This window comes from Staphylococcus epidermidis (genome assembly GCF_006742205.1).
In the GTDB taxonomy this organism is placed as follows: Bacteria; Bacillota; Bacilli; order Staphylococcales; family Staphylococcaceae; genus Staphylococcus; species Staphylococcus epidermidis.
In genome coordinates this window covers 834,432-859,392 of the sequence record NZ_AP019721.1, presented here as the reverse complement: position 1 = coordinate 859,392, position 24,961 = coordinate 834,432, and the positions used below count along the sequence as shown (strand labels likewise).

The window sequence follows — 24,961 nt, the reverse complement described above, 5'->3', positions numbered from 1 at the left end:
GAGGAGGAGAAAATTATGGGTCAAACACTGTTTGATAAAGTATGGAAAAAACATGTGCTTCATGGAAAAGAAGGTGAACCACAATTATTATACATTGATTTACATCTCATTCATGAAGTCACTTCTCCTCAAGCGTTTGAAGGACTTAGAATACAAAATCGTAAACTTAGAAGACCTGATCTAACCTTTGCAACTTTAGATCATAACGTTCCCACAATTGATATTTTTAATATAAAAGATGAAATTGCTAATAAACAAATTACAACTTTACAACAAAATGCTAAGGACTTTGGTGTACATATTTTTGATATGGGTTCTGACGAACAAGGTATTGTGCATATGGTTGGACCAGAAACTGGATTAACTCAACCAGGAAAAACTATTGTATGTGGAGATTCACATACTGCTACACATGGCGCATTTGGTGCTATCGCATTTGGGATAGGAACAAGCGAGGTTGAACATGTATTTGCCACACAAACATTATGGCAAACAAAACCTAAAAATTTGAAAATTAATATAAATGGTTCTTTACCAGCTGGAGTTTATGCTAAAGACATTATTTTATATTTAATCAATCAATATGGTGTAGATTTCGGTACTGGTTATGCTCTTGAATTTACAGGAGAAACTATAAAAAATTTATCCATGGAAGCACGTATGACGATTTGTAATATGGCTATTGAAGCAGGAGCAAAGTATGGTTTAATGCAACCTGATGAAACAACCTTTAGTTACGTAAAAGGTCGTCCTTATGCTACTGATTTTGATAGTTCTATGGCGTGGTGGAAAGAACTTTATTCTGATGATGATGCCTATTTTGATAAAGTTATTGAACTTGATGTAACAAATTTAGAACCTCAAGTAACTTGGGGAACTAACCCAGAAATGGGAGTTAGTTTTAGTAATCCATTCCCAGAAATTAAAAATGCAAATGACCAACGTGCTTATGACTATATGGGACTTCACCCAGGTCAAAAAGCCGAAGATATAAAATTAGGTTATGTTTTTTTAGGTTCATGCACGAATGCAAGATTATCTGATCTTATTGAAGCAAGTCATATTATTAAAGGACAACAAGTTCATCCAAATATTACTGCTATTGTGGTTCCGGGTTCAAGAACTGTTAAGAAGGAAGCTGAAGCTCTGGGACTAGATAAATTATTTAAAGATGCTGGATTTGAGTGGCGTGAACCAGGATGTTCTATGTGCTTAGGTATGAATCCAGATCAAGTTCCTGAAGGAGTACATTGTGCATCCACGAGTAATCGCAATTTTGAAGGAAGACAAGGCAAAGGCGCTCGTACACATTTGGTATCCCCTGCTATGGCTGCTGCTGCTGCGATTAATGGTAAATTCATTGATGTTAGAAAGGTGGTAGTATAATTGGAAATCAAACCAATCACTATATATACCGGAAAAACTGTCCCCCTTTTTTATGACAATATAGATACTGACCAAATCATTCCCAAAGTGCATCTTAAGCGGGTCTCTAAATCAGGCTTTGGACCTTTTGCTTTTGATGAATGGCGTTACTTACCTGATGGTAGTGATAATCCTGATTTTAATCCTAATAAACCAAAATATCATGGTGCGTCAATTCTAATTACTGGAGATAACTTTGGTTGTGGTTCTAGCCGTGAGCATGCAGCGTGGGCCTTAAAAGATTATGGTTTTAACATTATTATTGCAGGAAGTTTTAGTGACATCTTTTACATGAATTGTACTAAAAACGCAATGTTACCTATATGTTTAAATCAGAAAGAAAGAGAACATTTAGCTCAATTTGATGAAATAACTGTTGATTTACCTAATCAAACAGTGTCTACGGTGTCTCAGTCTTTTCATTTTGATATAGATGAAACCTGGAAAAATAAATTAATCCATGGCTTAGACGATATTGCTATTACTTTACAATTTGAAAATTTAATAGAAAAATACGAAAAAACTTTTTAAAGGTGTGAATGACAGTGACAGTAAGAACTAAAGTTTCGACAAAAGATATAGATGAAGCATATTTACGTCTAAAAAATATAGTAAAAGAAACTCCCTTACAATTCGACCATTACTTATCTCAAAAATATAATTGTAATGTTTATTTAAAAAGAGAAGATTTACAGTGGGTACGATCCTTTAAATTAAGAGGAGCTTATAATGCTATTTCAGTATTATCCAATGAAGAAAAAAATAAAGGTATTACTTGCGCAAGTGCTGGAAATCATGCTCAAGGTGTTGCTTATACTGCCAAAAAACTCAATTTAAAAGCTGTTATTTTCATGCCAGTAACTACACCACGACAAAAAATCAATCAAGTCAAATTCTTCGGGGATAGTAACGTAGAAATAGTATTAATTGGCGATACATTTGATCACTGCTTAGCACAAGCTTTAAACTATACGAAGCAACATAAAATGAATTTTATTGACCCATTTAATAATGTATATACTATTGCAGGACAAGGCACTTTAGCTAAGGAAATATTAAATCAAGCTGAAAAAGAGGATAAAACATTTGATTATGTATTTGCTGCTATAGGTGGTGGCGGTCTTATTTCAGGAGTGAGCACATATTTTAAAGCACATTCCCCCCATACTAAAATTATTGGTGTTGAACCAACCGGTGCCAGTAGTATGTATCAATCAGTCGTTATCAACCATAGTATAGTTACTTTAGAAAATATTGATAAGTTTGTTGATGGAGCTTCAGTAGCAAGAGTTGGTGATATTACCTTTGATATTGCGAAAGATAAAGTGGATGATTATGTTCAAGTTGACGAAGGAGCTGTTTGCTCCACAATTCTGGATATGTACTCTAAACAAGCGATTGTTGCTGAACCAGCTGGTGCTTTAAGTGTAAGTGCCTTAGAACAATATAAAAAGCAGATTGAAAATAAAACTATTGTATGCATAGTAAGTGGAGGCAACAATGATATTAATCGAATGAAAGAAATTGAGGAGCGTTCCCTTCTATTTGAAGAAATGAAACATTACTTTATTTTAAATTTCCCACAAAGACCTGGTGCTTTAAGAGAATTTGTCAATGATGTCCTCGGACCTCAAGACGATATTACAAAATTTGAATATTTAAAGAAAACATCACAAAACACTGGAACTGTTATTATAGGTATACAGCTGAAACATCATGATGATCTCATTCAGTTAAAAGATCGCGTATGTCAATTTGATCCTTCTAATATTTATATCAATGAAAATAAAATGTTATATTCATTACTTATTTAAGTTAATTTTATAACCAAATCCGAAGACGACGAATATATTATTAATTCGTCGTCTTCATTTTAGTATCTTATTTTAGAATGTCAGTTTGTTCCCTCGGCTAAGAAACTTTCTTCACTTGAGATAAGCGCTCGCCCTCTTGTGTTTCATTTTCGTCTCTTGTTGAACCTTGTAGCTCGACTAATTTCATTACTCTCGCTCCCAAATTCATAAGTTACAAGCGCTTTCTATTCCTCGATATGTTTACTTTTTCATATCAAACACTTTCTTTTTTAAAACTAATTTTGTATAAAAAAAGAGACCTTTCGGTCTCGATTAGGCTCATCGCATCCATACGATATTTGCCTGGCAACGTCCTACTCTAGCGGAACGTCAGTCCGACTACCATCGGCGCTAAGGAGCTTAACTTCTGTGTTCGGCATGGGAACAGGTGTGACCTCCTTGCCATTGTCACCAGACAAATGAATGATTATACATTCAAAACTAGATAGTAAGTAAGATTTTGCGTCGCAAAACGTTTTTTAAAAATTGATTAAGTCTTCGATCGATTAGTATTCGTCAGCTCCACGTGTCACCACGCTTCCACCTCGAACCTATTAACCTCGTCATCTTCGAGGGATCTTATAACCGAAGTTGGGAAATCTCATCTTGAGGGGGGCTTCATGCTTAGATGCTTTCAGCACTTATCCCGTCCATACATAGCTACCCAGCTATGCCGTTGGCACGACAACTGGTACACCAGAGGTATGTCCATCCCGGTCCTCTCGTACTAAGGACAGCTCCTCTCAAATTTCCTACGCCCACGACGGATAGGGACCGAACTGTCTCACGACGTTCTGAACCCAGCTCGCGTACCGCTTTAATGGGCGAACAGCCCAACCCTTGGGACCGACTACAGCCCCAGGATGCGATGAGCCGACATCGAGGTGCCAAACCTCCCCGTCGATGTGAACTCTTGGGGGAGATAAGCCTGTTATCCCCGGGGTAGCTTTTATCCGTTGAGCGATGGCCCTTCCATGCGGAACCACCGGATCACTAAGTCCGTCTTTCGACCCTGCTCGACTTGTAGGTCTCGCAGTCAAGCTCCCTTATGCCTTTACACTCTATGAATGATTTCCAACCATTCTGAGGGAACCTTTGAGCGCCTCCGTTACCTTTTAGGAGGCGACCGCCCCAGTCAAACTGCCCGCCTGACACTGTCTCCCACCACGATAAGTGGTGCGGGTTAGAAAGCCAACACAGCTAGGGTAGTATCCCACCAACGCCTCCACGTAAGCTAGCGCTCACGTTTCAAAGGCTCCTACCTATCCTGTACAAGCTGTGCCGAATTTCAATATCAGGCTACAGTAAAGCTCCACGGGGTCTTTCCGTCCTGTCGCGGGTAACCTGCATCTTCACAGGTACTATGATTTCACCGAGTCTCTCGTTGAGACAGTGCCCAAATCGTTACGCCTTTCGTGCGGGTCGGAACTTACCCGACAAGGAATTTCGCTACCTTAGGACCGTTATAGTTACGGCCGCCGTTTACTGGGGCTTCGATTCGTAGCTTCGCAGAAGCTAACCACTCCTCTTAACCTTCCAGCACCGGGCAGGCGTCAGCCCCTATACATCACCTTACGGTTTAGCAGAGACCTGTGTTTTTGATAAACAGTCGCTTGGGCCTATTCACTGCGGCTCTTCTGGGCGTGAACCCTAAAGAGCACCCCTTCTCCCGAAGTTACGGGGTCATTTTGCCGAGTTCCTTAACGAGAGTTCGCTCGCTCACCTTAGAATTCTCATCTTGACTACCTGTGTCGGTTTGCGGTACGGGCACCTGTTATCTATCTAGAGGCTTTTCTCGGCAGTGTGAAATCAACGACTCGAGGAAACAATTTCCTCTCCCCATCACAGCTCAGCCTTATGAGTGCCGGATTTGCCTAACACTCAGCCTTACTGCTTGGACGTGCACTCCAACAGCACGCTTCGCCTATCCTACTGCGTCCCCCCATCGATTAAAACGATACTAGGTGGTACAGGAATATCAACCTGTTATCCATCGCCTACGCCTGTCGGCCTCAGCTTAGGACCCGACTAACCCAGAGCGGACGAGCCTTCCTCTGGAAACCTTAGTCAATCGGTGGACGGGATTCTCACCCGTCTTTCGCTACTCACACCGGCATTCTCACTTCTAAGCGCTCCACATGTCCTTGCGATCATGCTTCGACGCCCTTAGAACGCTCTCCTACCATTGTCCAAAGGACAATCCACAGCTTCGGTAATATGTTTAGCCCCGGTACATTTTCGGCGCAGTGTCACTCGACTAGTGAGCTATTACGCACTCTTTAAATGATGGCTGCTTCTAAGCCAACATCCTAGTTGTCTGGGCAACGCCACATCCTTTTCCACTTAACATATATTTTGGGACCTTAGCTGGTGGTCTGGGCTGTTTCCCTTTCGAACACGGACCTTATCACCCATGTTCTGACTCCCAAGTTAAATTAATTGGCATTCGGAGTTTGTCTGAATTCGGTAACCCGAGAGGGGCCCCTCGTCCAAACAGTGCTCTACCTCCAATAATCATCACTTGAGGCTAGCCCTAAAGCTATTTCGGAGAGAACCAGCTATCTCCAAGTTCGATTGGAATTTCTCCGCTACCCTCAGTTCATCCGCTCACTTTTCAACGTAAGTCGGTTCGGTCCTCCATTCAGTGTTACCTGAACTTCAACCTGACCAAGGGTAGATCACCTGGTTTCGGGTCTACGACCAAATACTCAACGCCCTATTCAGACTCGCTTTCGCTGCGGCTCCACATTTGCTGCTTAACCTTGCATCAGATCGTAACTCGCCGGTTCATTCTACAAAAGGCACGCCATCACCCATTAACGGGCTCTGACTACTTGTAAGCACACGGTTTCAAGTTCTCTTTCACTCCCCTTCCGGGGTACTTTTCACCTTTCCCTCACGGTACTGGTTCACTATCGGTCACTAGAGAGTATTTAGCCTTAGGAGATGGTCCTCCCAGATTCCGACGGAATTTCACGTGCTCCGTCGTACTCAGGATCCACTCAAGAGAGAATATGTTTTCGACTACAGGATTATTACCTTCTTTGATTCATCTTTCCAGATGATTCGTCTAACATGTTCTTTTGTAACTCCGTATAGAGTGTCCTACAACCCCAACAAGCAAGCTTGTTGGTTTGGGCTCTTCCCGTTTCGCTCGCCGCTACTCAGGGAATCGATTTTTCTTTCTCTTCCTCCGGGTACTAAGATGTTTCAGTTCTCCGGGTCTGCCTTCTGACATGCTATAAATTCACATGTCGATAACATGACATAACTCATGCTGGGTTCCCCCATTCGGAAATCTCTGGATCAACGCTTACTTACAGCTACCCAAAGCATATCGTCGTTAGTAACGTCCTTCATCGGCTTCTAGTGCCAAGGCATCCACCGTGCGCCCTTAATAACTTAATCTATGTTTCCACCATATTTTGAATTGTTATTCAAAATAAATAGCTAAAACTAGTTATTAATCTTGTGAGTGTTCTTTCGAACACTAGCGATTATTTATGAATTCAAGCTTATTTAAAACTCTATTCACTCGGTTTTGCTTGGTAAAATCTTACTTACTTATCTAGTTTTCAATGTACAAAGAATGTTAATAAACATTCAAAACTGAATACAATATGTCACGTTATTCCCTCATCTTCGTAGAAGATGTTCCGAATATATCCTTAGAAAGGAGGTGATCCAGCCGCACCTTCCGATACGGCTACCTTGTTACGACTTCACCCCAATCATTTGTCCCACCTTCGACGGCTAGCTCCAAATGGTTACTCCACCGGCTTCGGGTGTTACAAACTCTCGTGGTGTGACGGGCGGTGTGTACAAGACCCGGGAACGTATTCACCGTAGCATGCTGATCTACGATTACTAGCGATTCCAGCTTCATATAGTCGAGTTGCAGACTACAATCCGAACTGAGAACAACTTTATGGGATTTGCTTGACCTCGCGGTTTCGCTACCCTTTGTATTGTCCATTGTAGCACGTGTGTAGCCCAAATCATAAGGGGCATGATGATTTGACGTCATCCCCACCTTCCTCCGGTTTGTCACCGGCAGTCAACTTAGAGTGCCCAACTTAATGATGGCAACTAAGCTTAAGGGTTGCGCTCGTTGCGGGACTTAACCCAACATCTCACGACACGAGCTGACGACAACCATGCACCACCTGTCACTCTGTCCCCCGAAGGGGAAAACTCTATCTCTAGAGGGGTCAGAGGATGTCAAGATTTGGTAAGGTTCTTCGCGTTGCTTCGAATTAAACCACATGCTCCACCGCTTGTGCGGGTCCCCGTCAATTCCTTTGAGTTTCAACCTTGCGGTCGTACTCCCCAGGCGGAGTGCTTAATGCGTTAGCTGCAGCACTAAGGGGCGGAAACCCCCTAACACTTAGCACTCATCGTTTACGGCGTGGACTACCAGGGTATCTAATCCTGTTTGATCCCCACGCTTTCGCACATCAGCGTCAGTTACAGACCAGAAAGTCGCCTTCGCCACTGGTGTTCCTCCATATCTCTGCGCATTTCACCGCTACACATGGAATTCCACTTTCCTCTTCTGCACTCAAGTTTTCCAGTTTCCAATGACCCTCCACGGTTGAGCCGTGGGCTTTCACATCAGACTTAAAAAACCGCCTACGCGCGCTTTACGCCCAATAATTCCGGATAACGCTTGCCACCTACGTATTACCGCGGCTGCTGGCACGTAGTTAGCCGTGGCTTTCTGATTAGGTACCGTCAAGACGTGCATAGTTACTTACACATTTGTTCTTCCCTAATAACAGAGTTTTACGATCCGAAGACCTTCATCACTCACGCGGCGTTGCTCCGTCAGGCTTTCGCCCATTGCGGAAGATTCCCTACTGCTGCCTCCCGTAGGAGTCTGGACCGTGTCTCAGTTCCAGTGTGGCCGATCACCCTCTCAGGTCGGCTACGCATCGTTGCCTTGGTAAGCCGTTACCTTACCAACTAGCTAATGCGGCGCGGATCCATCTATAAGTGACAGCAAAACCGTCTTTCACTATTGAACCATGCGGTTCAATATATTATCCGGTATTAGCTCCGGTTTCCCGAAGTTATCCCAGTCTTATAGGTAGGTTATCCACGTGTTACTCACCCGTCCGCCGCTAACGTCAGAGGAGCAAGCTCCTCGTCTGTTCGCTCGACTTGCATGTATTAGGCACGCCGCCAGCGTTCATCCTGAGCCAGGATCAAACTCTCCATAAAAATTATGATGTTTGATTAGCTCATAAATACTAAATAGTTTGTAACGTTTCGTTACTGTTTATTGGAATTAATGTTGACATATTGTCATTCAGTTTTCAATGTTCATATTTAAAATGGAGCGGGTGATGGGAATCGAACCCACAACATCAGCTTGGAAGGCTGAGGTTTTGCCATTAAACTACACCCGCATGTAGATATAAAAATTCAATTTGGTGCGGCCGAGAGGACTTGAACCTCCACGGGATTAACTCCCACTAGGCCCTCAACCTAGCGCGTCTGCCATTCCGCCACGACCGCTGGCAAAACGCATAATTAGAATTTAATTATCGATAACATTAACTATTGTAAATGCTTTGTTACGTTTTGTCAATAATAATTTAACTTTATATTAATAAAATTAATTAGTACTTAATATTAAGACCTCTTATTAAGACAACGATAACTATGATATATCACAACAATTACATTGTCAATGCTTTTACAAGTATAATTTAAATTTTGTTTGTAACATTATACACAAGTCAAATTATATAGCATTACATCGTAAATCATTCTACAATATTATCTTAAACTTCAATTAAAAAATACAAATATGTTCTTTTTAATTATTTTACTACCATAGCGTAAGTCAAGGATAACTAAAATTACCTTTATATGGAGAATAATAATATAAAAAAGTTACATCACCATATTCAAGTCATCGATTATTACTTTACAATTAATAAGACGCCTAATGATAAAATTCATAAGACAATAATCATCAAACATATAATTTTGTGATTATTAACATTTCAATTTTCAGTATTAAATCAAAAACTGTAAGATAATTTAATGGTTTCTCATTGATTCAAAATAAAATTACTTATCTTTTACATCTTATTTTAATAATTATTTGCCCTTACTCAGCTATTTATATATATATCTTCAAGACATATCATAGAAAAACCTGAGACATTATAAATGACTCAGGTTAAATTTATATATGATTAGTACAAGTACTCTTTTATTAATTTTAACAATTCATTTTCAAAACAAAATGATGATTTAAATTCTTTCACTTTCTTGTTTGAAGAAGTTTTAAAATACCTCCACATCGTCCACAACGCATTTTTTCAAGATTCACACGCTTTATACGAATAAATTCTTGTTCACAATAGATGCACCTATATTTATAATTAGCTCTATCTTGATAAGATTCTGTCGGAGTACAAAACCTAGGTGCTCCTACTTTGGCGCTCAAACTCTTGAATGCTTTATCACGATGTTGATATCCTTCACCAGCTAAATGAAGAAAATAATGACACAGTTCATGTTTTATGATATCAATGACTGCTTTTTCTCCAAACATTTCATACTGTTTTGGATTTATTTCTATATTATGACTACTTAATATATATCTACCGCCAGTGGTACGTAAACGTTTATTATAATATACCTCGTGCTTAAAAGCTTTGCCAAAATACTTTATCGCTATACTTTCGGTAAGGCTTTGTAATGCTAAATTATTCATTTGGGGCAACCATAGTCAATGAAACTTTGCCTTTATTTTCATCTATATCTAAAATCCAAACTTCTACAATATCTCCTACACTTATCATATCCATTGGATTTTTAACGAATTTCTTAGATAATTTTGATATGTGTACTAGTCCGTCTTGTTTAACACCGATATCTACAAATGCTCCAAAGTCAACAACATTTCTTACTGTACCATTCAACTTCATGCCTTTAGATAAATCTTCAATCGATAATACATCGGACTTCAAAATAGGTGTTTCAAATTCATCTCTTGGATCTCTATTAGGTGCAATCAATGATTGTATTATATCTTTTAATGTAGGTTCACCAATATTTAATTGAGATACAAGTGTTGAAATATTAACATTTGATAACGTGTTTTTGAGTTTAACGGAACCTATATCTTGTGCAGTTAAATCTAATTGATGAAGCATGCGATATGCAACATCGTAACTTTCAGGGTGTATTGCAGTATTATCTAAAGGTTCTTCACCATCAACAATTCTTAAAAAACCAATACTTTGCTCAAATGTTTTTGCACCTAATCGTTTAATTCTACTTATTTCTTTATGATGTTTTATAGGTCCGTTTTCTTCCTTATAATCAATAATATTTTGAGCGATAGTTGATGTAAGACCTGATACATATTGTAACAAGGATTTAGAAGCAGTATTCACATCCACACCAACTTGATTGACGGCAGTCTCTACTACAAACGTTAAGGCACTACTTAAATCTTTTTGGTTGACATCATGTTGGTACTGTCCTACTCCTATAGATTTAGGATCTATTTTAACAAGTTCGCTTAAAGGATCCTGAACTCTTCTACCAATTGAAACTGCACTTCGTTCTTCTACTTGAAAATCTGGAAATTCTTGTCTAGCAATTTCTGATGCTGAATAAACTGATGCGCCAGCTTCATTGACTATGATAAATTGAGCTTGAAGTTGATATTTTTTTATTACTTGAGCAACAAATTGTTCAGTTTCTCTACTCGCAGTACCGTTACCAATCGCTAAAAGCTCAATATTATAGTCACTTATCATCTTTACCAGCTCTTTTTCGGCTGCCTCAACTTTTGATATTGGAGGATGAGGATAAATAACACCTTTAGCAATAAAGGTACCAAATGGATTGACGACAGCAAGTTTGCACCCTGTTCTAAATGCTGGATCTACTCCAAGAATTTGTTTACCTTTCATTGGTGGTTGTAGTAATAAATTTCTAAGATTTTCACTGAATACATCTATTGCATGAGATTCTGCATTTTGTGTTAAATCTCCTCTAATTTCTCTTTCTATTGAAGGAAGAATTAATCGCTTAAGGCTATCCTGAATAGCCTCTTTAATAAACGGAGTTGCTTCATTTTGAGTTTTTATCTCAACATTTGCTATTTCTCTTTGAATACGTGTCGTGTCAAAATCAATTTTTATTGATAATACTTTTTCTTTTTCTCCTCGATTCATCGCTAAAACACGATGATTAGCAATACGTTTAATTGGTTCCTTGTAATCATAGTACATAGAAAATGTTTGTTTCTCATCTTCGGCTTTTTTCTTTTTCGAGGAAACAATTAGTCCCTGATTAAAAACATCTTTAAGTATTTTAGAGCGATATTGAGGATTATCCGAAATACGTTCAGCTATAATATCTTTAGCCCCTTCTATCGCATCTTCAATTGTAGTCACTTCATCATTTAAGAATAATTGAGCTTTATCTTCAATTTTTGTATCCAATTTTGATTGTGAAAACCAATCTGCTAAATCTTCTAATCCTTTTCTTTTAGCCTCAGTTGCACGTGTTTTCTTTTTTTGTTTATATGGACGATATAAATCTTCAACTCTTTGTAGCTTCGTCTGTGTTAATATGTCTTGCTTTAAATCAGAAGTTAATAGACCCTGTTGATCAATATTATGTATTACTTCTTCTTTACGTTTTTGAAGATTTAACATATAGTTATATTCATCATTGATTTGTTTAATTTCTACTTCATCAAGTCCACCTGTAGCTTCTTTACGATATCTTGCTATAAATGGAACCGTATTGTTTTCTTTCAGCAATTTTAAAACTGCTTTAATTTGTTTTTCCGAAAATTGATATTTACTTACAATTGTTTCAATTAAACTGTTATCCATTTGTCTTTTCTACCACGCTTTTCTTTAAAATTACTTATTTATCTTAACATAATAATTAAATTGATTTTCTAGCGATTCATTTCAATCAGAGTACCTAGTAAAAATAGAGATATAATTCAGATTGATAAAATTCATTCTAATAGTATCCAATATTTCATATAACTAATACTAATTTTAAATTTATTAAATCATGCAAATATAAATATAAGAAAACCTGAAATGAACTTATTTTAATTCATCCCAGGCTATTATAACGGATTTAATTGCCAAATCTGTTAACAACTCGTTTACTGTCTTGCAGCTTCTTGTAATTTTTTTATTGCGGTACGTTGCAAACGTGAAACATGCATTTGACTAAGACCAATTCTTTCACCAGTCTCTTTTTGGCTAAGACCTTCAATAAAAGTACATTGTATGATTTGTCTTTCTCTCTCTGACAAAATAGGTAAAATACGTTCTAATATCATACGTTTTTCCGTTAAATCATAATTATCATCTTGTTGTCCCATAATATCTAATAATGTAACTGTCGAACCATCTTTATCTGCTTCTATAGAGTGATCCACACTCAGGGCATTGTAACTCTGCCCCATCTCCATCGCTTCCAAAACTTCTTCATCTGAAACTTCTAAGCGTTGTGCGATTTCACTAATAGATGGTGAACGTTCAAGTTCATTTGTTAATTCATCACTAACTTTTTTGATTCTTGGACCAATTTCTTTAATACGTCTAGGTACATGAACACTCCATGTTTTATCTCGTAAATATCTTTTAATCTCACCAATAACTGTTGGTACTAAGAAGGCTTCAAACTTACGATCAAATGATAAATCAAATCTATTAATAGCACCTATTAGACCAACCATACCAACTTGAACTAAATCTTCATGATGTGATTGTCCCTTAGAGTACCTATAAGCTAAAGATTCAATCAGCTTACGATAATGTTTTACTAATTTATCTTGAGCTTGGCTATCTTCGTTTTCTTGATGTTGTTTAATCCATTGGTTAATTTGTTCAGGTGATACTTCACTAGCTGATTTCGACTCTTTCGCCATTATTTCGCACCTGCTCTTTTTTTATATACTTAATCATACTGATTGTTACACCAGATTCTTTATAAACAGTAACTTCATCCATTAAAGACTCAATTAAAAATAATCCTAGACCACCTTCACGTAGAAAATCAATATTTTCATTATCATTATATGGACCTAAATGTGATTTTGTGGCTTCATAATCAAAACTTTCACCTTGGTCTGAAATAACGATTTTAATTCTATCATCAAATATTTCAAAACAAAGATTAATCATGCCTATTTCAGAATTTTTTTTATATGCATGTTTAACCGCATTTGTCACCGCTTCACTCACTGCTATTTTAGAATCCTCTATATCATCGTAAGATGCGCCAGCTCTTGAAAATACCCCTGAAAGCGTCAAACGTATTAAACTTACGTATTCTGCAGAAGCTGGCAACCGCATTTCAATATAATCTTGTGTAGATTGCATGTTATTCTACCTCCGTTCCTTCATTAACATGCATTAAATCTTTTAAACCTGTAATATCAAACAATCTACCTATCCGCTCTGAAACACCTAAGATATAGAGATTTTTATCATTTTGATTTAATGCTTTTAGCGTGCCTACGAATAAACCGAGGCCTGTTGAATCCATATAGCTCACATTAGCTAAGTTAACGTGAACATCATGTGTGCCTTCTTGTCTCATTGGTACTAGTACCTCTTCTAATTCAGGTACAGTATATACGTCCAATTCTCCACCAACTTTAACCTCATAAAAATCATCATGAGTTATTGTTTCAATATTTAGATTCATTTAATACACTCCTAGTTTTTATCAAATGTGTTTATCCTACATATGTACTCAAAATCACCTATACCCTACATGAATTAACTTTAATCTATATTTTATAAATTAGTTTACTCTTTTTATAATTAAAATAGTCATATCATCTTTTCTCGCAGGATTTTGTAATTTTAAAATCGCTTCGTAAATAATTTGAACTATATCCTGTGGATGCATATGCTTATATTTTTGAATTAAGTCTAACAACTTATCTTTATCAATAAAATTACCCTCTACATCTCGTGCCTCTGTAACACCATCAGTAAAAATTATGATTAAATCATCAAGGTAAATAGGGATTTCCTGTTGGCTATAACGTGTTTTGGGACTCACACCTAGAACTCTTCCTCGCACACCAATTTCCTCAAACGCTTCAGTTTCTGCGCGATATATATAGCCAGGTTCATGCCCAGCTGAGCTACAGTAAAGAAGATGATTCATCTCTTCATACAGTCCATAAAACATTGTGACAAACATATTTTGGTTAACGTTCTTTTCAACAACACGGTTCAAACGCTTCAAACCATCACTAGGTAGTTGTGAATGTCCATAAGCATCCATGCCAAATTTTATCATACTCATAGCTAAAGCTGCTGGAATACCTGAACCTATAACGTCTGCCACAGCAAAACTCATTGTGCCATCTTTATGATCAATAAGATTAAAATAATCACCACTTACTTTTTGTGCAGCAACAGATATCACTCCTATTTGAATGCTATCAAATTGTGGAATATCAGCTTTCAGCATAGTTTGTTGAAGTCTTGAGGCTAAATCCATTTCTTTATCGTGGACTTGAAGCTTATTAACAAGTCTTTGGTAATCTCGGTAACTATATCCAAATCCTTTAACGACTTCTTGTAACACATCGAGCGTTTCTAAAATATCTTCTTCAGTTAAATCTAATGTATTAATATAATCTTTATGTATCTCAACTATATCTTCAGGTAAAACATCTTTCTTTATAACTTCATTTGTGAATGCTTCACATTTCTTAATTAATAATGTTTTATTGTTAGTTATTAAACTTTCTTTAACAAGGGCTTTATAACTTTTTGTGAATTCTTCCACGAAATGCGCCTCCTTACTTCCACTTCAATATCCCATCATTTTTATAACAATATGAAACCTTTATTTACTTTCTGCGAATAGCATAATTTTTGGTGTTAAAACTTTGTTGATAGCTAAAAAAGACTTTAGGAATGGATAACCTAAAGCCTTAAAAACTCAAGACATCCTTTTATAATAAATACATTTTCATAATAACTATAGTGATACGTCTTAAATCAAATATAAATAGACATATCGACAACTATATAAGTGTTTAAATATCCTAATATTACTTAAACACTTAATTATTATAAAGTTATTGCCTTTTATTTCAATATTTTTTTATGTTTACTGCATATAATTATTTAAGATTTATGATGATCAAAGTTATTTAATCCCAAACTAATATCTAAGGCATTATCAACCTCTATCATTTTACTCTCTGATAAAAATGTTAATTTTTCTTTTAAACGCTTTTTATCTAGTGTTCTAATTTGTTCAAGAAGAATAACTGAATCTTTGTCTAATTTATACTTTTTCTTTTCAATTTCTACGTGGGTTGGTATTTTCGCTTTATTAATCCTACCAGTAATCGCAGCTACAATTACAGTTGGACTATATTTATTACCAGTATCATTTTGAATGATAACTACAGGTCTTACTCCCCCTTGTTCAGACCCTTGAACTGGTGATAAATCCGCTAAATAAACATCTCCTCTTCTAATCATTCATTCTTTGAATTAGATATTAAATGTGATTCATTGCAATCACAAGCTTCACACTCTATCGGGAAAGCTTCTGTTGCTAGGGAGAGGTTTAAATCGGCCATTTGTGCATAACCTTCTTTTAAAGATTGTTCAAGACTGTGGTTTCTATTTTGATTAAAAGATAACATGAAAAGAACCTCCATCTGATTCCAAAAGTTGTTATATTAGCATCAATTTAGTTTTATAATAACAAATTTCCTAATCAGTGACTATACTATTTTAACAATTCGTTAGTAACCTCTTCATTATTATCATAATAATATATTCTTGGAAGACGTCTTGATAAATTACATAATACTTCGTAGTTAATTGTACCTTGTTTATTTGCTACGGCTTCAGCTGATTGTGGTGAATCAACGTGATTATCCATAAGTATTACTTTTTCACCCGTTTTTACATGAGAAGGAACCTTAACTATCATTTGGTCCATACAAATGCGTCCAATGACTTCACATTGACTCCCGTTAACATTGACGAATGCACCTTGCATCGATCTTAAATATCCGTCGGCATACCCAATAGGTAAAATTGCAATTGTCATTTCTTCATCAGCAATAAATGTACGTCCATAACTAACAGTTTCCCCAACTTTAAGCGTTTTGACTTGAACGGTTTCTGATACTAACTGCGCACTCGGTCTTAAATGAACTTTCACATTATCTTTAACATATTCTGAAGGATAGTATCCATAAAGAGAGATTCCTAATCTTATTGCATTACAAAATTGACCATCCATGAGTAGTGATCCAGCAGAATTTTGACAATGAATATAAATTGGTTTCTCAACTTGATTAACCATCTCTTTGAACAAAGTATATTGTTCATTCATAGAACTTCCAGGTTCATCAGCACTCGCAAAATGTGTGAAAACCCCTTCAAAAACTAAATGATCTCTTTTATTAATTAAATCAACCACTTCTTTATATTCATCTATATCTTTCATTCCAATTCGGCCCATACCAGTATCTAATTTTACATGTAGCCATAAATTTTTTTGGTTATCATCAGGAATTTGCTTGATAGTTTCCTTCAACCATGCTTTAGAAGGTACTGTTAATGCAACACGATGCTGTATAGCCTTCTCAATGTCTTCTGTTGGAACAACGCCTAAAACTAATAATTTAGCATCAACTCCATGCATTCTTAACTCTATTGCTTCATCAAGTGTAGCCACCGCAAAAAATGTTGCACCATGACGCATTAAATGTTGTGCTATTTTCACACTTCCTAATCCATATCCATTTGCTTTAATAACTGAAATGACAGTCTTATTAGCGTGTAATTGATTGAAATTTTGATAATTTGCTAAAATTGCATCTAAATTCACATTTAAATATGTTGCTCTATAAAACTTCTCTGACATATATATGTCCTCCTTGAAACTACTTACTTCATCTTATTTCTGATGATTAAAAATTCTATCCAATTTTCATTCGTTTTTTTCAAGAATAACTTGACTCATAGCATAATTCTCCGTATGTGTAATACTCACATGTGTATAAAAACCAGGATAGTCAATACATGGTTTACCTAGAGCGTCGTTGTAACAGTTAATGTCCTGAAACGATACTGATTTCCCTAACCCTGTACCTAAGGCCTTACTAAATGCTTCTTTCACTGTAAAGCGTCCAGCTAAAAATTCTAATCTACGTTGCTCGTGTGTATATTGATTTAATTTGTCCCTTTCCTCTATAGTAAGTATTCTTTCAATAAATTTTGTTTGATTCTGAAGATTTTTAATTCGTTCAATTTCTATTAAATCTATACCTATTCCATAAATCACTTGTATCGCCTCTTTAGTATATCACCAATAATCTTTTATCAAGTCTTTTATATATCATCGTTTAATTTTTCTAATGAAGTTACATTTGTCGTTATTGATTTTTGTTGTTTAATTTGTTTTTTCAATCTTTGTGCTTCTTGAATATCTATCAATGCTATTTCAGAATTTCCCCCAGCAGTTGATAATGACAGCGAAGCGAGTTGGAACTTTCTCATGATAAATCCCTCAACTATATCTATATTTTGTATTCTAAAGTAAGGGATGACGTGAACATCTATAAAAATGATACCTTCTCTAATATGTATTTCTTTATCATCTAAAAAATATCTAAGATGTTTAAACTTAAACCAAGGCACTATAATCATAAATAAAATACAAACTATTGTAGTTAAAATTATTGCTCCAATTATTAAATTTTTAGTATTAATAAAATGGAATTTTAATTCATTAAGCAATATTAAAATAGACAATGCTATCACTAGTAAAAACGTCCAAAAAGCACCACTAATTCTCATTACTTTAATACCATTTTGGTGCATATATTTATAAGACTTCATGAGTATCACCTTTCATGTACCAATTTTTGAGTTTAAGAACATTATCTACTTCACTAAACTTCAAACCAATGTTTTGCTGACTACTACCCTTAGCAATAACAAATTGAAAATTTGCGAGTTGACTTCTTTCAAGAAAGGGATGTTGGCTAATAGTCATTCCTAAAACTTTTTCTTTTTTAACATAAAATCTCTTAATATTTAATATAGACGCTTTTTGGACAACAAGCTCTGATTCGCTAAAAGCAAAACCACTAAAACGTGTATAAAGTATAGCGTAAACAAAAAATAATAAGATTGGTAATAAAGCTATGATTAAAGACCATAAAGACCACATATACCATCCAATAATGCCTATACCAATAATACATATGGAAGGAATTAGAAAGTGACGATGAAATCCTTTTAAAGGCATGCCAATTTTAGCATGATTAAATGTCATCTCAGGAACCAAAGGTCTAATCACTTTATATGCCTCTTTTCTTGGAATAAACGGTAAAATCATAATTCTTCCATCATTATCAGTGGGTTCCCCTTCAGTAGTATCTATATCACTTGTAATATAGAAATGTATAGATGTATAACCAAATAATTTTCGTATAAAAGATTGATGTTCAAGTACACCTTGCAGTCGGTCAGTTGGTACAGTGATATTTTTCTTCGTAAATAATCCATATTGAATTTTAAGTTGATGATTATCTTGAATAACTTGATATCCATAAAACTTTATTAAGTACATGATAGTTCCGATTATATAACTTAATAATAACACTAGTATGACAATAAAAATGACAATGAAATATATCGTTTTAAATACAGAAGATATTTCTTCACCAAATTTATCCCATGGAATAACACTTGAGAGACTGCCAATAATAGGAGATAGTGTCACAAAAGCAAGTGCTATAGCTCCACTTGTCATAGACATAAATAATAGTTGTTTAAAAGGCATTTTAAATATTGCATATTGGGGTTTGGCATGTTGTTGATATGTCTGAGTATGATTCTCATCATTTAACTCTTTAGCTTCTTGATTTACCTGGTTATTCATGCGTTCTTGAATAGATCGCAATTCTTGTTCAATAACTTCACTTTGCTTTTTTGAAATTGTCCCTAATTCTATGCCATCACTTGGTGTTTTAATAATGAGTTCAACGCCGCCAACAATCTGATTAATCAATCCTTGAGACGTATCTGCAGATTGTATGCGACTAATATTTAGTTCTTTTCGTTCCTTATTAAAAACACCAGTAGTTAATATAAAATGATCCTCTTCAATCCAATATCGTGTATTATAAACCTTAATAATATTATGAATGAAACCGATAGAAAATATCAAAGTCATTATACCTGGAATAATATAAGACGAAAAATCATCATATTTAAAATCTTTTATATTAAATAAAAAGATGATAATTACAATGAAATTTGATTTAATCACACTAATCAAGCCATCAATATAAGAAATTGGATGTAGCTTTTGCGGACTATACATCGTCATTTGCACCTCTCAATCTCAATAGTATTTGTTGTTGAATATTTTGTGCTTCTTTCTCAGATATTATTGGAAATGAGATTGTATGACCTGCAGTAAATAAAGTTATGGAATTAAGATTTAATTTTTTTGATAATGGATTAGTTCCAATATCGATAAATTGTATTCTCTCTATTTTACTTAATTCTTCTTTCTTAAAAATAAATAATCTTTTTAATATGACAAAATCTTCGTGAATTTTATAATAATGATATCTATATTTAATTAGTGGAGATATACAAGTGTTTAAAATAGATAACAAACCTAGCCCAAGAAAGATGTAGGATGTAAAAGGCCACCAATGATTTAAATAGCTAAAATACAAAAGTAAACTAAGTATAACAAGCAAAATAAATAAACCTATGCAACTAGTTATGTAATAGTACTTTAGCGCTTGGATTGGGCTTCTATGAAACGTACTATCATTTTTCATAAATATACTCCTTTTCAAGATTTACCCACATTATAGCATAGTGATAATAAAGTCTAAAAAATAACAGCGACCTATATTTTCAATGTATTATTTATTAAAAAATTTATTCACATGCAAAAATGAAAAAATTCATATCGACGCGTCACACCTACTATATAATAAGTTTTATGCTCAATACATATGTACTTTTTAATTCGTATAAATAAAAAATGCCTGAGACAAAAAATTATCTCAGGCTAGTTAATTTATTTATTTTTGATGATCTGCAAATGTGCGACCTTTTAGTGATTGATTACCACTTTTTTGTTGCTTATCTCTACGGTCAAATTTCTTTTGGTTTTTCTTTTTGCTTGATTGACCTTTAGACCCTTTTGATCGTCTATTTTTATTATCAAACTTACCATTACCACGTTTATGATTACTTCTTCTAGAACCGCCTTTACTACTGCGATTTTTACGTGCTAATGGTTTTTCAAAAGTTAATTGTACTTCCACTTCATCATTAGCTTCTACAAGTTCTTGAAGTAAAGAGGCTACTAATTCTGTACTATCATATTCTTTAAGTAATTCACTTGATATTCTTTGTAAACGCGGCTCATTTTCTCTTGACATCCAGTTTTGAACTCTATCTTTAATATCATCTTCACGCGCTTTAAGCACCTCTTTACGATGTGGAGGTCTTAATGCTTTCATTCGACGATTATTGACATCTTCAATTTGTCGAATATAATCCATCTCAATTGGATTTACAAAAGTAACTGCAATACCTTCTTTTCCTGCTCGACCAGTACGTCCAATACGGTGAGTATAACTTTCTGTATCTTGAGGGATATCAAAATTATAAACATGACTCACACCAGAAATATCAAGACCACGTGCAGCCACATCTGTAGCAACTAAAATATCTATTTGATCGTTCTTAAATTTCTTCAATACTTCTAAACGTTTTGCTTGGGTAATATCACCATGTAAACCTTCTGCTTTGTATCCTTTAGATAATAGCGCGCTTGTTAATTCATCTACGCGACGCTTAGTACGACCAAAGACAATCGCCAATTCAGGCTGATGAACATCTAAAAAGTTTGTAAATGTATCAAATTTCTCTAATTCTTTAACTATTGTATAATATTCATCAATTTGAGGATCTGACATTTCATTATTCATTGTCTTAATTATTTTAGGAGCTTTCATAAACTGCTGTACCAATTCTTGGATTGCTTTTGGCATCGTAGCTGAAAATAGCATAGTTTGACGTTGTTCAGCTGGAATTTTATCCATAATAAATCTCATATCATCGATGAATCCCATATTCATCATTTCATCTGCTTCATCTAAAATAAGCGTGTGAATTCCTTGAGTTTTAAGTGTACGACGATTAAGATGATCAATAACTCTTCCCGGCGTACCTACTACAATTTGAGGGCCTCTTTTTAATGCTTTAATCTGTCTTTCAATAGGCATACCACCAAAGACTGTAACAACTTGTACTTTTTGACCTTTACTGAACTCTCTTAATTGCTCAGCTACTTGCATAGCAAGCTCTCTCGTTGGCGCAAGAATTAATGATTGAACACCCTGTTGGCCTACAACTTTCTCAATTAAAGGTATACCAAACGCCCCTGTTTTCCCAGTACCAGTTTGGGCTTGTCCAAGGATGTCATCTCCTTCTAACGCATAAGGGATGCTATCTTTTTGGATAGGTGTCGGTTCTTTAAATCCCATTGCTTCTAGTGTTTGAACCGTTTTATCCGAAATCCCTAGTTCTTTAAAATTTTGCAAAATAATTCTCCTTTTACGTGTATATTTCTTAATATGCTTTTTTTACATATATGTTCACTTATGTTTTATCAACTTCTATATAGTACCACCTTAAAAATATTATAGCAATAAAGCAATTTCACACATTTACTGTTTTCAATGTAATTCATCAAACTATTTAACTTTCAAAAAGGTCGTGCAATATGTAATGTAAGCGCTTTTTCATAGTTTACCAAAAAAATAAAAGCATGCAATGAAAGTAACATCCTAATTAATTTACAGATGCTCATTCATTGCATGCTTTGAAATTAGATTTTATATTACAACAATGCGTCAACAACTTCCTCAAGCTTCATACCTCGTGAACCTTTAACTAAGACTTTATCCTCAGGTTTAACTTGAGATATTAACGTCTGAATTAACTGGTCTTTATTATCAAAGTATTTTGCTTCTTTAACAAAAACTTTACCACTATCATAGATATAACTAGCTTCTTTACCAAATGTATATAAAACATCAATATTTTTATCTTTCAAATATTCACCAACTTGTTTGTGCATCAATTGACTATTAGGTCCTAATTCAAGTACATCTGCTAATATTAAAATTTTTCGACCTTTCATAACACTTAATGTATCAATGGCTGCTTTCATACTCGTTGGACTTGCATTATATGCGTCATTAATTACTGTTACATTGTTTGATGATTCATGTCTTTCCATTCTCATAGCGGTTAATTGCACGTTGTGAATATTATTTTGAATTATTGTTTCATTTAGGCCTAATTCATGTCCAATAGCAATTGCAATAGCAGCATTTTTCATATTATGCGTGCCCAAAATTGGTAAATGATAATGTTCTTTTTGATTGATAGTAAAATGAATACCTTCGTTTTTTACATCGTTCATATGACAAGTATATGTACTGTCTGAATTTAACCCAATGCTTATTAATTTCGCATTTTTAACTTGATTAACATGAGGTTTTAATAAAGGTTCATCTCCGTCATAAATAAATATACCATTTGTTTTGAGACCAGTTGTTATTTCAAATTTAGCTTTTGCAATGCCTTCTCGCGATCCTAAATCTTGCATATGTGATTCGCCAATGTTTGTGATGACCGCTATATCAGGTTGTGCGATATGAGATAACAACTCTATTTGATGAAAACCTGACATCCCCATTTCTAGAATAGAAATTTCTGTGTCTTCATCAAGTTCTAGTAAAGTCAACGGCATTCCAATTTCATTATTATAATTTCCTTGTGTTTTCTTAACTTTAAATTCAGTTGATAATACACTTTCAATCATGTCTTTTGTTGTTGTTTTTCCATTAGAACCAGTAACCGCTATCACCTTAGGATTTACATGATTTAGATATGCTTTTGCCAATTGCTGTAAGGCTATTAAAGTATCTTCTACCCAAATAATAGGACCTTGGTTCCCTTCAGAATGTTTATTCTCTTTTTCACTAAAAACAGCTCCAGCACCATCGTTCAAAGCTTGTGTGATAAAACGATGGCCATCAACATTCTCACCTTTAAAAGGTATAAATAACGCCCCTTCATTGATTTTTCGTGAATCAATTGAAACGCCATTTATTGTTTTTTTTAAATGTTTTTCATCAATTTCACAATCTATCCAGTTTTTAATTTGCTCTAATGTTACGTTTATCATAACTAAAACCTCTAATAATCAATTTTATATTTATTTTTCTTTTTATCTTCATAACGTTCTTTAGCCAAATCAATCAATTTAGCAATTAAATCAGGGTAAGATAAGCCCATATTTTTCCATAAGTTTGGATACATACTATATGCAGTAAATCCTGGCATGGCATTTGTTTCATTGATATAAATTTGATTATCATCAGTAACAAAGAAATCTGCACGAACTAATCCCGAACAATCAGTAGCTTTAAAGGCCTCTAATGCCATGTTTCTTAATGTCATTTGAACATCTTGATCTAAATCTGCTGGAATATCTAATCTAATCTTACCGTCTTTATACTTTGATTTATAATCATAAAACGCTACATCCTTAACAACCTCACCAGGCCATGTCGTTTCAGGATAATCGTTACCTAAGACAGCTACTTCGATCTCTCTAGCATTAATCCCTTGTTCAATGACAAGTTTACGATCAAATTGGAATGCTTCAGTTATCCCAGATTTTAATTCTTCTTCATTGTTACATTTACTTATACCAACACTTGAACCGAGATTAGCAGGTTTTACAAATACCGGATATGTTAACTTATCATTAACTAATTTAATGATATTATTTTCATATTTTTCATACTCACTTCTTAAAAAGCTAATATAAGGTAATTGAGGTAAACCTCTATGCTCAAATAATTGTTTCATCACAAGTTTATCCATTGAGCTTGAAGCAGCTAACACACCATTACCTACATATGGTATATCAAGTACTTCAAAAAGACCTTGGATAGTTCCATCTTCTCCATTTGGACCATGCAATAATGGGAATACTGCATCATATGATTTTCCTAAACTACCTTTACTGAGTAACTGTGAGATTTCTCCAGTCTCTACATCGTTAATGACGAGTTCATCAGTATTTTTTATTTCTTGTGTAATATTATCTTTTTTCTTCCATTCACCATCGTTTGTTATATAAATGATATCAACTTGATATCGTTCTTTATCAATTGCGTTTAAAACATTTTGTGCAGTTAAAATTGAAACATCGTGTTCTGCACTTTTACCTCCAAAAACGATACAAATATTTTCTTTTGTCATTTCGTTTTCCTCCATTACAATTACAGTTCTTTTAGCCTTTTTCTTTAACGTAATTGTTTAATTGATCTTTTTATTTACTACTTTAAGTACATAACGGCTTCTGAAACTTAATATTATCATATTTTTAAATTCAATTGCATTTGATAATCTAAATATAGAACTAAATTTTAATGACAATTTGCGCTAATATACATATTTTTATTATGACTATTACATATTAAAAGTTAATAAGGTGCTATCATTCTGTGATATTCTAGCAAATTTAAAAGAAGTCATGTAAAATTAATATATATTTGA

The 24,961-nt window shown here is 34.8% G+C and carries 19 protein-coding genes, 2 tRNA genes and 3 rRNA genes; 3 read left to right on the top strand and 21 right to left on the bottom strand.

Features of this window, described 5'->3' with window-relative positions:
- The first annotated feature begins 15 nt into the window (after nt 1-15).
- Genes leuC through ilvA form a run of 3 tightly spaced genes read left to right on the top strand, consistent with a single transcriptional unit; the run spans nt 16 to nt 3,239 of the window.
- Nucleotides 16-1,386: a 3-isopropylmalate dehydratase large subunit gene (gene leuC / locus FNL83_RS04225; protein WP_002457054.1), complete on the top strand. Its 1,371-nt coding sequence runs from the start codon at nt 16-18 to the stop codon at nt 1,384-1,386.
- Nucleotides 1,387-1,956: a 3-isopropylmalate dehydratase small subunit gene (gene leuD, locus FNL83_RS04220; RefSeq protein ID WP_002457053.1), complete on the top strand. Its 570-nt coding sequence runs from the start codon at nt 1,387-1,389 to the stop codon at nt 1,954-1,956. It abuts the gene before it with no gap.
- Between the two features lie 14 nt (nt 1,957-1,970).
- Entirely contained in the window at nt 1,971-3,239 is a 1,269-nt protein-coding gene (ilvA, locus tag FNL83_RS04215; protein WP_001830018.1) for a threonine ammonia-lyase IlvA, read from the top strand.
- Nucleotides 3,240-3,579: 340 nt separating this feature from the next.
- Here ilvA and rrf read toward each other — a convergent pair.
- From rrf to FNL83_RS04100, 21 genes are all read right to left on the bottom strand, one after another.
- Nucleotides 3,580-3,694, bottom strand: a 5S ribosomal RNA gene (gene rrf, locus FNL83_RS04205).
- A 70-nt stretch (nt 3,695-3,764) separates the two neighbouring features.
- Nucleotides 3,765-6,686 (bottom strand): 23S ribosomal RNA (locus tag FNL83_RS04200).
- 264 nt (nt 6,687-6,950) lie between these two features.
- Nucleotides 6,951-8,501: ribosomal RNA gene (locus FNL83_RS04195) — 16S ribosomal RNA — on the bottom strand.
- The 16S, 23S and 5S rRNA genes sit together here with 2 tRNA genes alongside, the layout of an rRNA operon.
- A 114-nt stretch (nt 8,502-8,615) precedes the next feature.
- Nucleotides 8,616-8,689 (bottom strand) — tRNA-Gly (locus tag FNL83_RS04190).
- A 22-nt stretch (nt 8,690-8,711) separates the two neighbouring features.
- A tRNA-Leu gene (locus tag FNL83_RS04185) sits at nt 8,712-8,798 on the bottom strand.
- Nucleotides 8,799-9,555: 757 nt separating this feature from the next.
- Entirely contained in the window at nt 9,556-10,011 is a 456-nt protein-coding gene (locus FNL83_RS04175; RefSeq protein ID WP_001829897.1) for a SprT family protein, read from the bottom strand.
- Nucleotides 10,004-12,154: a Tex family protein gene (locus FNL83_RS04170; protein ID WP_001832739.1), complete on the bottom strand. Its 2,151-nt coding sequence runs from the start codon at nt 12,152-12,154 to the stop codon at nt 10,004-10,006. Before FNL83_RS04170 ends, FNL83_RS04175 begins: the two co-directional genes overlap by 8 nt.
- A gap of 287 nt (nt 12,155-12,441) precedes the next feature.
- Complete coding sequence (gene sigB, locus FNL83_RS04165; RefSeq protein WP_002440602.1) at nt 12,442-13,212, bottom strand: RNA polymerase sigma factor SigB; 771 nt, start codon at nt 13,210-13,212, stop codon at nt 12,442-12,444.
- Nucleotides 13,187-13,666, bottom strand: a complete 480-nt coding sequence (gene rsbW, locus FNL83_RS04160; protein ID WP_001829903.1) for an anti-sigma B factor RsbW — start codon at nt 13,664-13,666, stop codon at nt 13,187-13,189. The genes sigB and rsbW overlap by 26 nt, the downstream gene beginning before the upstream one ends.
- 1 nt (nt 13,667) lies before the next feature.
- Nucleotides 13,668-13,994 carry an anti-sigma factor antagonist gene (locus tag FNL83_RS04155; RefSeq protein WP_001829952.1) on the bottom strand — a complete coding sequence of 109 codons (327 nt, stop codon included), beginning with the start codon at nt 13,992-13,994 and terminating at the stop codon, nt 13,668-13,670.
- Between the two features lie 99 nt (nt 13,995-14,093).
- Nucleotides 14,094-15,095, bottom strand: a complete 1,002-nt coding sequence (locus FNL83_RS04150) for a PP2C family protein-serine/threonine phosphatase (protein WP_001829902.1) — start codon at nt 15,093-15,095, stop codon at nt 14,094-14,096.
- 344 nt (nt 15,096-15,439) lie between these two features.
- Nucleotides 15,440-15,802 carry a type II toxin-antitoxin system PemK/MazF family toxin gene (locus FNL83_RS04145; protein ID WP_001829891.1) on the bottom strand — a complete coding sequence of 121 codons (363 nt, stop codon included), beginning with the start codon at nt 15,800-15,802 and terminating at the stop codon, nt 15,440-15,442.
- The gene (mazE, locus tag FNL83_RS04140) at nt 15,799-15,969 is read right to left on the bottom strand and encodes a type II toxin-antitoxin system antitoxin MazE (RefSeq protein ID WP_001829931.1); all 171 of its coding nucleotides are present in this window, start codon (nt 15,967-15,969) and stop codon (nt 15,799-15,801) included. Before mazE ends, FNL83_RS04145 begins: the two co-directional genes overlap by 4 nt.
- Nucleotides 15,970-16,055: 86 nt before the next feature.
- Nucleotides 16,056-17,204, bottom strand: a complete 1,149-nt coding sequence (gene alr / locus FNL83_RS04135; protein ID WP_002457107.1) for an alanine racemase — start codon at nt 17,202-17,204, stop codon at nt 16,056-16,058.
- Nucleotides 17,205-17,270: 66 nt separating this feature from the next.
- Complete coding sequence (gene acpS, locus FNL83_RS04130; RefSeq protein WP_002457108.1) at nt 17,271-17,624, bottom strand: holo-ACP synthase; 354 nt, start codon at nt 17,622-17,624, stop codon at nt 17,271-17,273.
- Between the two features lie 47 nt (nt 17,625-17,671).
- On the bottom strand, nt 17,672-18,181 hold the full coding sequence (locus tag FNL83_RS04125; RefSeq protein ID WP_002457109.1) for a PH domain-containing protein: 510 nt from the start codon (nt 18,179-18,181) through the stop codon (nt 17,672-17,674).
- The gene (locus FNL83_RS04120) at nt 18,168-19,673 is read right to left on the bottom strand and encodes a PH domain-containing protein (RefSeq protein WP_002457110.1); all 1,506 of its coding nucleotides are present in this window, start codon (nt 19,671-19,673) and stop codon (nt 18,168-18,170) included. Before FNL83_RS04120 ends, FNL83_RS04125 begins: the two co-directional genes overlap by 14 nt.
- Nucleotides 19,666-20,145, bottom strand: coding sequence for a PH domain-containing protein (locus FNL83_RS04115; protein WP_002457111.1), 480 nt, complete (start codon nt 20,143-20,145; stop codon nt 19,666-19,668). The genes FNL83_RS04120 and FNL83_RS04115 overlap by 8 nt, the downstream gene beginning before the upstream one ends.
- A gap of 249 nt (nt 20,146-20,394) precedes the next feature.
- On the bottom strand, nt 20,395-21,924 hold the full coding sequence (cshA, locus tag FNL83_RS04110; protein ID WP_002457112.1) for a degradosome RNA helicase CshA: 1,530 nt from the start codon (nt 21,922-21,924) through the stop codon (nt 20,395-20,397).
- Between the two features lie 299 nt (nt 21,925-22,223).
- Nucleotides 22,224-23,579, bottom strand: coding sequence for a UDP-N-acetylmuramoyl-tripeptide--D-alanyl-D-alanine ligase (locus tag FNL83_RS04105; protein WP_002457113.1), 1,356 nt, complete (start codon nt 23,577-23,579; stop codon nt 22,224-22,226).
- A gap of 11 nt (nt 23,580-23,590) precedes the next feature.
- The gene (locus tag FNL83_RS04100) at nt 23,591-24,664 is read right to left on the bottom strand and encodes a D-alanine--D-alanine ligase (RefSeq protein WP_002468311.1); all 1,074 of its coding nucleotides are present in this window, start codon (nt 24,662-24,664) and stop codon (nt 23,591-23,593) included.
- Between the last annotated feature and the right edge of the window lie 297 nt (nt 24,665-24,961).